Here is a 12,707-nt window from a genome sequence, read left to right as displayed (position 1 = left end):
AGACTGATCCAGGAATTCCAGCAGTGCGTTGAACAGAAGCAAACTCATGAGAAGGGGAACAGTTCAAGGGAGAAGTAATGGGAAGAGTCTACTACAGACTTTCCGAGAATTTGTATAACCCTCATCTGAGATGCCGGTGCTGGAACTGCGCCGAGTGCAGTTAACCGGATCGGATCTTCCTGTGATGGTGAACAGACTCATTTTTGTCAGTGGTCGGTTCGAACTCTTTTTTGAGACATCTCCAGCATAACAAGAGTGACACTCTCTTAGGTGGACCGATCTCTGCCACCGCAAGCAGCAGCCCAGGGGAAGGCGGGGAAATACCACTTCCTCGCCCTCTCCCCTGGGAGGAGACGCACCGGCTCAGGTTCCCAGGACGGCATGGACAGAGGACAGAGAGCAGGAGGAGGGACCAGGAGCATGCTGACGGAGAGGAGGGAGCCGCCTTCCTCCCCTGGATGAATCCAGGGGTCCCCGGCGGCATGCCTTTATGGAATCTCGGTGTGGCGATCGCTCCAGCTACGACCACCGCTATCATGCGCCTGGCTCCGCGCCTCTCCTTCGCGGATGGCCTCTACACCCTGAGCTGTGTCGAGGCCGACAGTGGCAACCTGACCGGCTCAGTCTACAGCTATCCGCGCCTGCGCCAGTCGGCGGACCTGGTTCACTGGTCCAACGGGACCATTCTGCCTATGCTGCCCTGCAGCTACGGCGCTGTGGTGCTAGCGGTAGCCAGCCCTGCCAGCGGGAGCGCAGGCCCACGCTCCTACGTCTTGACGATGCCAACGATCGCCAGCGCCCCTCTCTTCCAGAGCAGCAACCCTCAGCAGTTCCTCGACCTCTCTCCTGCTGTGCTGGCCTATCGGCGCCTGGAGCGCCCAGGCCGTCCCGCCCGCTTAGAGGTACTACTGGACAACAGCGGTGGCAGCTACAATGCCCTGGTCAGCAGCGCCGGCAGCTACCACCCGCTCGGTCTGGGTGCAACTCTGACCCTGAGCGAAGGCTACTACGCAGGTACGCCGCCCTCCCCGACGCAGATCAAGACTGGCAGCTATGTCCTGAGTCAGCTCCACTTTCTGCGCTCCCCCCAGGAGCATCGCCTCTTGCTGGTCGCCAGCGATCGCACCCGTCAGCTTGATCTGCTCGCCCGCTATCAGAACAGTTACAATGGCCAGACGCTGGCCTTTCTGATCAGCGAGGTCTGTGCACGCGCTGGCCTCTTTACCATCGCTCTTCCCGCTAGCGACCAGCTGAGCCAGACCATTCCCTCTTTTCTCATCCAGGCGGGCCAGTCCTACCGCGCGGCCCTCGATGAGTTGTGCAATACGTACGGTCTGGTCTACTTCCTCGATCAGGATGAGGTCCTGCGCTTTCGTGAATTGAGTAGCAGCGAGACCCCAGTCTGGTCCTATCAGCCTGAGATCGAGCTGCTCAGCATTGGCAGCAGCGATGAGCGCGCCAACCACATCATTGTCAGCGGCAAGCCGCCGGTCAGCGGTCCCCCTCAAGCCTTGACGACCGCCGAGAGCTACGACGACCTCCACTTGCAGCAGGTGGGCAACGAGCGCCTGCGCTATCACATCGACCACAAGCTGACGACTACGAGCCAGTGCGCGCAGAAGGCGGCCTTCTTGCTGGCTCAGGAGCAGCGCGCCGCCAGTCGGCATCGCATCACTGTGCCGCTGAATCCAGCGCTGCAGCTCTTCGATGCAGTGATGCTGACCGATAGCCTGGCGCCTACGGGCAGCGGCCAGAGCCTGACCTGCCGCATCAGCGGTCTGACGGTCCGCTATGGCGCTCAGCAGGGCCTGGCTGAAATGCAGCTTGAACTGGAAGGTCTCTAGCCTCAGCAGAGAGGAAGGGGGCCAGCGCTGCGCCTCCAGCTAGGAGAGCAGCACGCGTTTGAGGGCGCGAATGCGGGCATCGTTGCGATCGATGCGCCGATAGGCCAGCCACAGCTCGTTGGTGACCGGCTGGGGTGGCTCCCAGAGCAGGCGCAGACGCCCCTCCTCTAGCAGGCCGCGACAGAGATAGTCAGGCAGGACACTGATGCCATAGCCCTGCTCGATAGCCAGCCTGATAGCGTGCAGGTCGGGCAGAACCAGCGCCGCCTGAAAAGGAGGTCGACGCTCAAAGCAGTGGAGCCAGAAGCGGCGAATGATCGGCAGCTCCGGCCCGTAGCCAACCCAGCGCTGGCCGGCCAACCATTCTTCAAGCGGCCCACGCTCCCCCCTGGCAGCGGCCTCTTGCAGCTCCTCGGGCACCGCCAGGGTCGCAGGTCCGACCAGAACGAAATATTCCTCGTCGACATGGACGAATTCCAGGTCGCGTGAGGCTAGCTGTTGGGTGGCGACAACGGCCTCCAGGCGCCCGTGCTCAAGGTCGTTGACCAGGTCGGCGGTCTCACCAAACTGCAGCCAGAGCCGGTACGGAAGGGAGTGCAGGCGCTTGAGCATTTGCTCCTGAAAATATTCGCGCGGGGCTCCGCAACGCAGCAGGGGCGGATGCTCCTGGCCCGTCCCCAGATTCTGACTGACCTGCTCCAGGGTCTCAATGGCCTGGACAACCTGGTTGTAGAGTTCCTTGCCGCGCGCCGTTGGGATCATCCGCCGCGGCGCCCGCAGAAAGAGCGGCTCGCCAACAGCGGCCTCCAGCGCCGCCAGGTGCTGCGTCACCGCTGGCTGCGTCAGCAAGAGGGATCGCGCCGCCCCTGAGACAGTGCCAGCGCGGTAGACGGCAATAAAGCTGCGGTACCACTCCAGATCAACCATAAATTTATTTATACCTGCCCCCAGAAAGACTATTTGCTTTATAGCTGGGCCACGTTTTAGAATGCCAGCGGCGCGGAGCGACGCCAGCCGGCAACGATCGGCAGAGGAGACATGGCGGATGCGCGCCGCTCAGCATTGGTTAGGACGTATCTCTCCCTGTGCAAAGCACAGCTTGCTTTGATAGTCGAGAAGAGAAGAAAGGAGTGATTCCCTCGTGGCTCAACCGCGTCACATTCTGATGGTAGTGACTGGTCACGATCGCATTAACGATGAGCATCGGACTGGGATCTGGTTTGAGGAATTCGCGGTTCCCTATCAGGCTTTTAAAGAGCAAGGCTGGCAGATCACAGTCGCCAGCCCGCGTGGTGGCAGCGTGCCGGTTGACCCGCGCAGCGAGCCCAAGGAGGAAGAGGCCCAGAAGTATGCCGAGGCTCGGGCCCGGCTGCAGAATACGCGGCCCCTGGCCGGCCTGAACGCCGCCGATTATGACGCTATCTTCCTGCCTGGCGGGCATGGCGTGATGTTCGATCTGGCTGAAGATGCGACGCTGCATCGTCTGCTCGGCGACTTCGAGCGCCAGGGCAAGGTGATCGCCGCTGTCTGTCATGGTCCGGCGGGCCTGGTTGGCGCCCGACGTGCCGACGGCCAGCCGCTGGTAGCCGGTAAGACCATCACCGCTTTCACCGACGAGGAGGAGCACGCCACCGGGCTGGATAAGTTCATGCCCTTCCTGCTGGAGACGCGCCTGCGCGAGCTGGGAGCCAATTTTGTGACGCGCCCCAACTGGTCCGACCACGTTGAGCGCGATGGGCTGCTGATCACGGGCCAGAACCCGCAGTCGAGCGCCAGCATCGCGCGCGCTGTGATAGAGGCCCTGAGTTAGGCTGTAAGGCTGTAGAACCCAGTGGGCGCCCAGCTCTTCATTCGAGCGAGCTGGCGCGCCCTTTTCTTCGCCGTCATTCCTCCTCATCGTAGTTAGTTAGGCTTTGCCAGCCCGTCGGCGGCGCTGCTCGGCCATTTTACGCCGATGCTCCAGCCGACGGCGACGGCGCTCCCGGCGCCGGGCTGCCTCCAGCTCTGGGCTGTTCTCAATTATCTCCAACGCCTGACTGTTGCGTCTCTCCTGGTCGGCGCTGGCTGCCGAGGCAGTCCCATCCGCGTTCTGGCGGGGTGCTGGTCGGCCCCGCGTGGCCATACGTACGACCATCACGGCCAGCACCAGGGAGATGATCAGTAAGACAAAAGAGGCCACGAACAGGTAGGTTGTTACCGAGGAAGGCAGCAGCGTCGTCCTGGCCAGTGCATTGATGAAGAAGACCAGTGCCAGCAGCAGGTACTCACTGCCCGTGAGAATATTGACCTGCTGAAAGGGGCGCATCCCCGGCTGGGCGCGCAAGCGGCGGCGTCCAACGACCAGATTATACCCCCCCAGAGCCACGAAGAAGAGGCCAAAGATCAAGAGAATGCGTGGATCGTTCATAAGAGCACATACTCAACAATGAGAGTAAATTGCCGGCCCGGCAGGCCAGCCCGTGGGGTGAGTCCGGCATCATGATCGGTCCTGCCGGGCGGCACGCGCACGCTCATATTGCCAGCGCAAGACCAGGGCCAGGAGCAGAGACAGCAACGGCCCCGTTACGAGATTCAGACTGAAGGTCAGCGGATCAAGGACGCGCAGCGTCCGCAGCGGCAGAGCGATATCGGCATGGGGGATCTGCAGCAGGCCAGCCAGGCCCTGAAACACCCAGAGATCGGGCGCCAGAACCAACGCCAGACCCAGCAAGGCCGCCAGGAGCAGGTAGCTTGGCCAGCTCGGCAGCGGCAGCTCTCCCCCAGAGACTGATGCCGTCCCGGGCACCTCATGACCATAGGTGCTCAGGAGAAGCAAGGCCAGGGCCGCCCCATTCAGGACCAATGGCTCCAGGGCCAGGAAATCGAACATGGTTCCATTGCCGAGGAAGAGCGGAATGCGCCACAGCAACGAGAAAATAATCAGGGCTGCGTCAGGGCGGCTTAGATCGATATGAATAGGCACCTGCCAGGGCAAAAGGGCCGACAGGAGACGCAGTGTCGGGAAAGGGCCTGGCGCAAACTGGTAGAGGGCAAACATGGCATCGTAGGCCGCCGCAAAGAGGTAGCCCACCACCGTCGGCAGAAGCGCGAGGAACAAGACGGCAATTGCATAGCTCGCGAACGGACGGCGACCTGCTTTTGCCTCTGCCAGCGTCTCGTCAGTGTCTGCCTCCTCCTCCGCCGCCTCTGCCTGCTCCTCCGCTTCTTCACTTTCTTTCTCTTCCCCACTCTCCTCATCGCTCGTTCGGACGGCAGCCTCACCAACCTCGGGGGAGGCGCTCACCGCCTCCTGGGCTGACACTTCTGTTGCACGTTCATCGCTTCTGAGCCGGGCCACCGACACCGCCCCTTCTTCCTCCGCTGTTCCTGCTGTTCCTGCACCTTCCTCAGCGTGAGCAGGAGCCTGGCTTCGCCTTCCCTTCGCAGCCGACGCCGATCGGGCTGGCACTGGTCGCAACGGGGCAAAGGCCAGATGGCCGAGCGCGGCCCCGACGACACTCAGCACCAGCGCAAAGAGCGTCACCAGTCCCCAGGTACTCAAAAAGGCCAGGCGCAGCTCGGCCTGCGTCAACAGTGTTGACAGCACCGAAGGATAGGTTAAGGCCGCGCCCAGATGGCAGAGTGCCAGAATGGCCCCGGCCAGAGCCGCCTCTGGCAGGCCGGGACGCTGCAGAGTGCGCAACTTACGAATAGCCGTCACCAGCAAGCCGCAGCCAGGGGCGGCCAGTACGGCAATGGGAACAAGGGCCGTCGAGGGCTGGACGCTCAGGCGAGCAATGAGAGCGAAGAGCAGGCCCACCACGATCACCACCTCCACCGCCAGCCAGTCGGGTCCAGCCTTGCTCAGACGCTGTTGGCCCCCTCGATCAGCATCAGGGGGCGTCTCTGTTGCCTCAGCACTTGTCTCCTCTGCCTCTGTCTCCAGCGCCTTTGGAGAAGCGGCCTTCTCCTCGCTGTCCTCCCGCAACTGCGGAGCGGCAGCAGTGCGCTCAGAATGTTCGGATTCTTGCATGCAGACGCTCAGCTCCTCATGGACAATCTGCCAGGATAGTAGCACATTGGGGACAGGGCGACAAGGGTCAGACCAAAAGGAAGTCAGTCAGCAGTCGGCCAGGAGACAGTTACAGCAGTAACGTGAGAGGAGCATGCGGAGAGAGAAGTGAAGCAGGCGCTCAGCCCACGAGCAGGCTGGGCGGGCGGGACGAGCAAGCCAGCAGCGTGGCCAAAGAGGGCAGCCGGCGCGCCCTCCTGGCCAGCACCACTCAGGAGTCTGCTCTCTCCGCCCCGGGGAACCAGATAACGGCGCTCACCATCTCATCGCCTGGTACCACCAGCTCATCGTTGTCGGGAACCAGCCAGTTTGCCAGGAAGCTGCGCAATTCGCGGCGCGTCGCCTCATCGTCTGGCAGCAGTTCCTGCTCAAGCATCTCCTCCACAGCATCATCAAGCGATGAATAGCGCAGCGAGATCGGCGTCTTCACAATTTCCACATTGGCATAGATACCCATCTCAAAGAGGACATCCAGCAGGTGGATATAGGCCGGCGAGCGGGCCCGCTCCGTGTCATGAAAATGGCGCCAGACGGGAGCCGTAAAGTCATCGAAGTGGGTAGCGCGCATGTAAATATAGCACGTTCTCCGGGCTGCAGCGCGCAGTTTTTCGACGAAGGGAACCACCTCGCGGATCGGATAGAGCACATGACTGCAGAGCACGACATCAGCACGCAGATCGGCAGGAGCCGCCTCCCAGGTCGACTGAATCGGCACAATGTTGTTGACTCCACGCTCCTCCGCCTCCTGACGCAGATAGCTCAGCATGGTGGCATTTGGCTCGACCGCGTAGACCACCCGTACCAGCGGTGCCATAGCCAGAGCGAAGCGGCCCGTTCCGGCTCCCACATCCAGGACGCTCAGCGTCGGCTCCAGCTCCTGGCGCACGCGCTGAAAGAACGGATCGCTCGCGGCACGCTCGCGCGTGCTGCGATGGAAGAAGCGCGCGCGCCGGTCCCAATAACCGGCACTGGAGCGCCCCAGGCGGGCATAGATCGCCTCCATCTGCTGTGCGCGCGCATCATGAATAGCGTACCAACGCTCAATTGCGCTCTCCATAGCCCTCTCTCTGCTCAGCTGCTGCTCGCAGAGCCAGGCGCGCCCCAGGGGCATGGGGTGGGGCCTACCTAGCTCTGCGAGGTCCCGCCTGGCTCTAGCTTTGTCTTCAAACAGGCAAAGAATTGGCCAGTCAGCTTCTCAGCGGTCCCTTGCAAGAGCCGCGCCCCCACGCTGGCGATCGTCCCGCTGACAATGACTTTGGCCTCCCAGTCCATGCGTGTCTGATTACTATCGACCGCCGTCAGGTGCATATCGCCCGACAGTTCCACGGCGCTCCCTGGCGCCTTGCCCCGCGCCTTCACCACCATGTGATCCGGCTCATGCATCTCGGGCCGCGTGACATCCAGCGTAAACTTGGCCTTCACAGCCCCAATGCCGACGCTGACAACGGCCTTCCAGTGCTCCTCTCCGAGCACTTCGAGACTCTGAAAGCCGGGGGCACATTCAGCGACTTTGTTGACATCCAGCAGGAAGGCCCAGACCTTATCGATCGGGGCGGCGATGGTCTGCGAACCAGAGAAATCCATAGCGACCTGTCACCTTTCGTATGTTGCGTGTGCTTTGGGCGCAAGATAGCGCTGCGGATCATTCTCGAAGAGCCGCTTGCAGGCGGGGCAGCAGAAATAGAATATCTGCCCCTGATAGGTACTGCGCTGCCTGGCGGCGGCTACCTCTACTATCATACCACAGACCGGGTCAACCGCGGTCGCAGGCGAGGCCGCTGAGACGACAGGCGCCTGGGCTGGCTGGCGCCGACGGACCTGGACCAGCTCGGCGAGAATGCTGGCGGCGATCTCTTCCGGGGTCACGGCTCCCAGATCAAGACCGGCGGGCGCTCGCAGACGAGCGATGGCCTGCTCCTCAAGGCCGGCCTCGCGCAGGTACTGGCGACAGGCCTCGGCCCGCCGGCGGCTGCCAACCATGCCTACATACCAGGCAGGACTGCGCAGGGCGCGAGCGACGGCCTCTTCGTCGTATTCGCCATGGGTGGCCACCAGGACGGCGCTGCGTTCGTCGGGCTGCATGTCGGGCAGGCCATCCTCGTCGATCTGGACAACGGCAAAGTCGAGGACAGGAGCCAGACGCGCAAGGGCCGCCACAACCGGCGAGGCGCCAACCAGAAAGAGGCGGGGCGGCGGTAGATGTGGTTCCATGTAAATGTCCAGAATTCCTCCGCTGCTACAGGTCATGGGAAAGACGCGCACGCCAGAACCGGTGCGCGTAAGACCAGCCTCCGGCGCTCCCAGGCGCAACAGATAGGGATCGCCCCCCTCGTGCAGCAGGCGCAGAGCCTCGCGCACGACTACCGGCTGGGCACAGCTACCGCCAATCCAGCCGCTGACGCTGCCATCGGCCTGGATCAAGGCCCGCGCTCCAGGCTTGGCAGAGGTGGGCCGTTCGCACCAGACCACGGTCGCCAGGACGAAAGGCTTGCGCGCCTGCTCCAGACGCTGGGCCAGTTTGAGCACATTCTCAGGCATACCGTTTCCCTCCGGGCAGCCAGCACCGGCGACCGGCTGCGCCAGGCGGCAAGCAGTATCTGTCTGTCTGTCTGTCTGTCTGCACCTGGCTCCGGCCCCCGGTCTGGCGGCTGCCATCATCCACCTGGTTGGGTCGCACAACGCCACGTTAGGCCGTGGCGAGTCCCTTCTCTTTGAGAATGGCCCAGACCTTCCACGGGGTGATGGGAATGTCAATGTGGCGTACACCAACGTGTGCCAGGGCATCGACGACGGCATTGGCGATGGCCTGGGGAGCACCCACCGTCGGCGACTCGCCCACGCCCTTGGCCCCAATGGGATGGTGCGGCGAGGGCGTTACTGTACGCGCCGTCTCCCAGCGCGGGGTCTCCATCGCCGTCGGAATCAGGTAATCCTGGAAGTTGCTTCCCAGAACATTGCCATTCTCATCGTAGGCCAGCTGCTCGTAGAGGGCCGGCGCCAATCCCTGAGTCAGGCCGCCATGAATCTGGCCTTCGACGATCATCGGGTTGATGACCGTGCCGCAGTCGTCGACGGCCAGGAAGCGGCGAATGTGCACCTCGCCGGTGCCGCGGTCGATGTCGACAACACAGATGTAGCTGCCGAAGGGATAGGTCAGATTGGGCGGATCGTAGTAGTTGACGGCCTCCAGGCCCGGCTCCAGATAGGGCGGGCAGTTGGTGTAAGCGGCAAAGGCGATCTCCTGGATGGTCTTCCCTTTGCTTGGACTGCCGCGCACATAGAAGCGGCCCGGCTCCCATTCGAGGTCTTCTTCGCCTACTTCGAGCAGATAGGCAGCGATCTTGCGCGCCTTATCGCGGATCTTGCGCGCGGCCACGGCGGTGGCGGCGCCGCCGACGGGAGTGCTGCGGCTGGCGTAGGTGCCCAGGCCATAGGGAGCAGTGTCGGTATCGCCGTGCTCGACGTCGACGTCATCCGGCGAGATGCCCAGCTCGGCAGCGATGATCTGGGCAAAGGTCGTCTCGTGGCCCTGGCCCTGCGTCTGGACGCCGATGCGGGCCAGCACCTTGCCAGTCGGATGAACACGAATCTCGCAGCTATCGAACATCTGGATGCCGGCGATGTCAAAGTGCTTGCCGGGGCCGGCCCCGACGATTTCGGTGAAGGAGGAGATGCCAATGCCCATCAGTTCGCCGCGGGCCCGCTTCTCGGCCTGTTCGCGGCGCAGCTCCTCGTAGCCGATCTTCTCCATCGCCAGGCGCAGGGCGCGCTCGTAGTTGCCGCTGTCGTAGGTCCAGCCGAGGGCCGAGCGATAGGGGAAGGCCTCGGGCTTGATGAAGTTCTGCAGGCGGATCTCGGCGGGATCTTTGCCCACCTCGCGCGCCAGGGTATCCATCATGCGCTCGATGAGATAGGAGGCCTCCGTGACGCGGAAGGAGCAACGGTAGGCGATGCCACCGGGCGCCTTGTTGGTGTGCACGGCGTCGACGGCGACGTGGGCATGCTTGAAGTCGTAGGAGCCGGTGCAGATGTGGAAGAGGCCGGCGGGGAACTTGGTTGGCTGGGCCGCCGCATCAAAGGCGCCGTGATCGGCCAGGGTGTAGACTCGCAGCGCCTTGACGGTGCCCTCTTTGTCAGCGGCGATCTCCGCGTGAATATGGTAGTCGCGGGCGAAGCCGGTGCTGGTCAGGTTTTCGGTGCGATCCTCGATCCACTTGACCGGCCTGCCAGTCTTGAGGGCTGCGACGACAGCGCAGACGTAGCCGGGATAGATGGGAACTTTGTTGCCGAAGCCACCACCGACGTCGGGCGAGATGACACGGATGCGGTGCTCGGGCAGGCCGGAGACGATGGCGAAGAGTGTGCGATGGGCATGTGGAGCCTGCGAAGTCATCCAGACGGTCAGCTTGCCAGTGGCGGCGTTGTAGTCGGCCACACAGCCACAGGTCTCGATGGGAGCCGGATGAATACGCGGGACGTACATGTCCTGACGCACAACAACCCCGTTCTGCTCGGCCTCGGCAAAGGCGGCATCGGTGGCAGCACGGTCTCCGGTCTCCCAATGATAGATCTGATTGGTCGGCTGGCGATCCTTCTTGTCGGGACGCAGCAGCGGGGCGTCGGGCGCCAGGGCTTTGTGAGGATCGACAACGACGGGTAGGGGCTCGTAGTCGACTTCAACCGCGGCAGCGCCATCGGCGGCGGCGTAGCGGCTCTCGGCTACAACAAAGGCGACTTCCTGCATCTGGTAGAGGACGCGGTCGACGGCCAGCACGGCCTCGCTATCGCCGGAGAGCGTCGGCATCCAGGCCAGACCGGCGGCCTCCAGGTCCTTGCCCGTAATGACGGCGACGACGCCCGGCACCTGCAGGGCTTTGCTGATGTCGATGCTCTTGATCAGGGCGTGGGCATAGGGACTGCGTACGATGTCGGCGTAGAGCATGCCTGGCAGCTGGATATCATCGACGTAGTTGCCTTTCCCGCGGATGAAGCGCGCGTCTTCCTTGCGCTTATACGGCTCTCCCAGGCCGTGTACGTGGGGTCCTGCGCTGGTTGTGGTCATGGCTATTCACCTCCGCCGCCGCTGCCGGCGGGCACCTGTTCCGGCTCGCGCAGCTTCTGCGCGGCGTACTGGATGGCCTTGACAATATTGACGTAGCCCGTGCAGCGGCAGAGATTGCCCGAGATGCCTTCACGGATCTCTTGCTCGCTGGGATCAGGATTGCGCTTGAGCAGGGCCAGGGCAGCCATCATCATGCCCGGCGTGCAGTAGCCACATTGCAGGGCGTGCTCGACGTGAAAGCCCTCCTGCAGCGGATGGAGCTTGCCGTTCTGCTCCAGGCCCTCGACGGTCAGCAGTTCGCGCCCATCGGCCTGCACGGCCAGCATGGTGCAGGATTTGACCGCCTTGCCATCGACCAGGATGGTGCAGGCGCCGCAGGAGGAGGTGTCACAACCAATGTGGGTGCCAGTGAGGCGCAGGCTGTCGCGCAGCCAGTGAACCAGCAGAGTACGCGCCTCAACGTCGCCTTCGTAGAGCTTGCCGTTGATGGTAACACGAATGTGATGGATGCTCATGGCTAGGCGCCTCCTGTTGCGCGGCTGCGCGCCTGGCGCAGCGCCCGCATGGTCAGGGTTTCAACCATCGCACGCTTGTAGTCCGCGGGACCGCGCAGGTCGCTGACGGGCTGGGCCTCGGCAGCGGCTTGCCTGGCGGCCTGGGCGATGACCGCGTCGTCAAGGGTGCTGCCAAGCAAGAGCTGCTCAGCGGCGCGGGCCTTGATGGGAGTCGGGCCGACGTTGGTCAGGCCGATGCCGGCGTAGGTGACGTGCCCGGCCCCGTCCAGGACAACGTAGGCGGCCACACCAGCAATGGCGTAGTCACCGACCTTGCGCTCTAGCTTCAAATAGGCGCCGCCGCTGCGCTCGGACGGAGCCGGGACACGGATCTCGGTCAGCAGCTCGTTGGGCTGCAGCGTCGTCTCAAAGCTGCTGTCGGTAAAGAAGTGCTCGATCGGAATCAGACGCTGGCCAGCGGGGCCAGTCGCTACGAGCTGAGCGCCCAGAGCGAGCATGGTCGCCGGGTGATCATTGGCCGGATCGGCGTGGGCCAGGTTGCCGCCGACCGTGGCCCAGTTGCGTACCACGGGATCAGCGATGACGCGGGCCGTATCGGCCAGTATGGGATAGCGCCGGCGAATGAGGTCTGAGGCCTCCAGGTCGACTTCGCGCGTCAAAGCCCCAATGTGCAGGGTGCCGTCGGCTTCTTGTATGTACTCCAGGTCGCGCAGGCGGTTGATGTCCACCAGAACGGCAGGGGAGGCGAGGCGAAAGCGCAGGAGGGGGATAAGGCTATGCCCACCCGCGAGCACCTTGGCATCGGCGCCGTGCTGGTCCAGTAAGGCGATGGCCTCAGCGACGCTGCCGGCCACCTGATAGTCAAAAGGACCAGGGATCAAGGGGAGATCACCTCCGTTTCGTCACTGGCAGCCTACTGAGCAGGCAGGATGGGGCATGACCCGCGACGCGGCCAGGCCGGATGGCTGCACATGATTCCTCCCAGTCGGCCTTTGCGGCGTGCTCAATCCTGTCTGGCGCTGGCTTGGGTGTGATGGCTGAGCGTCTCGTCTCAGCTCAGCATTTCGTCGCAGAGCGTGGCGTGGTTGATTGTCTACACTGCTTCCAGTATAGCCAGGATGAGGAAGCGCCTGTTACCTCCGAATGCAGGGTCTTGCTCCCCTGCTTTTGGAGGGAGGTCGATCAGCAAAAGCTGCACCCGGGCAACACCATCGGCTGACTGACTGGCTGGCTCA

11 protein-coding genes are annotated in these 12,707 nt (G+C 63.2%); 2 read left to right on the top strand and 9 right to left on the bottom strand.

What is annotated here, in order from left to right:
• Positions 1–482: 482 nt before the first annotated feature.
• Positions 483–1,844 (top strand): hypothetical protein, encoded by a 1,362-nt coding sequence (locus A4R35_RS22855; protein ID WP_146747310.1) that lies wholly within the window; start codon positions 483–485, stop codon positions 1,842–1,844.
• A gap of 39 nt (positions 1,845–1,883) precedes the next feature.
• On the opposite strand, the gene A4R35_RS22850 is transcribed toward A4R35_RS22855, so the two are convergent.
• Positions 1,884–2,771, bottom strand: a complete 888-nt coding sequence (locus A4R35_RS22850; RefSeq protein WP_112433600.1) for a LysR family transcriptional regulator — start codon at positions 2,769–2,771, stop codon at positions 1,884–1,886.
• Positions 2,772–2,985: 214 nt separating this feature from the next.
• Between A4R35_RS22850 and A4R35_RS22845 the strand changes: the two genes are divergently transcribed.
• A complete protein-coding gene (locus A4R35_RS22845) occupies positions 2,986–3,654 on the top strand; it encodes a type 1 glutamine amidotransferase domain-containing protein (RefSeq protein ID WP_223258454.1) in 669 nt (222 codons plus the stop codon).
• Between the two features lie 96 nt (positions 3,655–3,750).
• Here the strand turns inward: A4R35_RS22845 and A4R35_RS22840 are convergent, their stop codons facing one another.
• The 8 genes from A4R35_RS22840 to A4R35_RS22805 all read right to left on the bottom strand — a co-directional run bounded on the left by A4R35_RS22840 (position 3,751) and on the right by A4R35_RS22805 (position 12,353).
• A complete protein-coding gene (locus A4R35_RS22840) occupies positions 3,751–4,251 on the bottom strand; it encodes a hypothetical protein (protein WP_112433598.1) in 501 nt (166 codons plus the stop codon).
• 69 nt (positions 4,252–4,320) lie between these two features.
• Complete coding sequence (locus A4R35_RS22835; protein ID WP_112433596.1) at positions 4,321–5,856, bottom strand: hypothetical protein; 1,536 nt, start codon at positions 5,854–5,856, stop codon at positions 4,321–4,323.
• Between the two features lie 250 nt (positions 5,857–6,106).
• On the bottom strand, positions 6,107–6,952 hold the full coding sequence (locus tag A4R35_RS22830; protein WP_189362219.1) for a class I SAM-dependent methyltransferase: 846 nt from the start codon (positions 6,950–6,952) through the stop codon (positions 6,107–6,109).
• Positions 6,953–7,020: 68 nt separating this feature from the next.
• On the bottom strand, positions 7,021–7,479 hold the full coding sequence (locus A4R35_RS22825; RefSeq protein ID WP_112433592.1) for a CoxG family protein: 459 nt from the start codon (positions 7,477–7,479) through the stop codon (positions 7,021–7,023).
• Positions 7,480–7,488: 9 nt separating this feature from the next.
• A complete protein-coding gene (locus A4R35_RS22820; RefSeq protein WP_189362217.1) occupies positions 7,489–8,433 on the bottom strand; it encodes an XdhC family protein in 945 nt (314 codons plus the stop codon).
• Between the two features lie 148 nt (positions 8,434–8,581).
• A complete protein-coding gene (locus A4R35_RS22815; RefSeq protein WP_112433588.1) occupies positions 8,582–10,957 on the bottom strand; it encodes an aerobic carbon-monoxide dehydrogenase large subunit in 2,376 nt (791 codons plus the stop codon).
• A 2-nt stretch (positions 10,958–10,959) separates the two neighbouring features.
• Entirely contained in the window at positions 10,960–11,472 is a 513-nt protein-coding gene (locus A4R35_RS22810) for a (2Fe-2S)-binding protein (RefSeq protein WP_112433586.1), read from the bottom strand.
• 2 nt (positions 11,473–11,474) lie between these two features.
• On the bottom strand, positions 11,475–12,353 hold the full coding sequence (locus tag A4R35_RS22805; protein WP_112433584.1) for an FAD binding domain-containing protein: 879 nt from the start codon (positions 12,351–12,353) through the stop codon (positions 11,475–11,477).
• Positions 12,354–12,707: the final 354 nt, after the last annotated feature.

Source organism: Thermogemmatispora tikiterensis (assembly GCF_003268475.1).
In the GTDB taxonomy this organism is placed as follows: domain Bacteria; phylum Chloroflexota; class Ktedonobacteria; order Ktedonobacterales; family Ktedonobacteraceae; genus Thermogemmatispora; species Thermogemmatispora tikiterensis.
The sequence above is the reverse complement of the archived record's forward strand: the minus strand, read 5'-3'. Positions and strand labels throughout refer to the sequence as shown.

What these genes read in the sequence shown, in the direction of transcription:
- A4R35_RS22855 (WP_146747310.1), top strand. Translation starts at nt 483, where the DNA reads ATGCCTTTATGGAATCTCGGTGTGGCGATCGCTCCAGCTACGACCACC.
- A4R35_RS22850 (WP_112433600.1), bottom strand. Translation starts at nt 2,771, where the DNA reads ATGGTTGATCTGGAGTGGTACCGCAGCTTTATTGCCGTCTACCGCGCT.
- A4R35_RS22840 (WP_112433598.1), bottom strand. Translation starts at nt 4,251, where the DNA reads ATGAACGATCCACGCATTCTCTTGATCTTTGGCCTCTTCTTCGTGGCT.
- A4R35_RS22835 (WP_112433596.1), bottom strand. Translation starts at nt 5,856, where the DNA reads ATGCAAGAATCCGAACATTCTGAGCGCACTGCTGCCGCTCCGCAGTTG.
- A4R35_RS22830 (WP_189362219.1), bottom strand. Translation starts at nt 6,952, where the DNA reads ATGGAGAGCGCAATTGAGCGTTGGTACGCTATTCATGATGCGCGCGCA.
- A4R35_RS22825 (WP_112433592.1), bottom strand. Translation starts at nt 7,479, where the DNA reads ATGGATTTCTCTGGTTCGCAGACCATCGCCGCCCCGATCGATAAGGTC.
- A4R35_RS22820 (WP_189362217.1), bottom strand. Translation starts at nt 8,433, where the DNA reads ATGCCTGAGAATGTGCTCAAACTGGCCCAGCGTCTGGAGCAGGCGCGC.
- A4R35_RS22815 (WP_112433588.1), bottom strand. Translation starts at nt 10,957, where the DNA reads ATGACCACAACCAGCGCAGGACCCCACGTACACGGCCTGGGAGAGCCG.
- A4R35_RS22810 (WP_112433586.1), bottom strand. Translation starts at nt 11,472, where the DNA reads ATGAGCATCCATCACATTCGTGTTACCATCAACGGCAAGCTCTACGAA.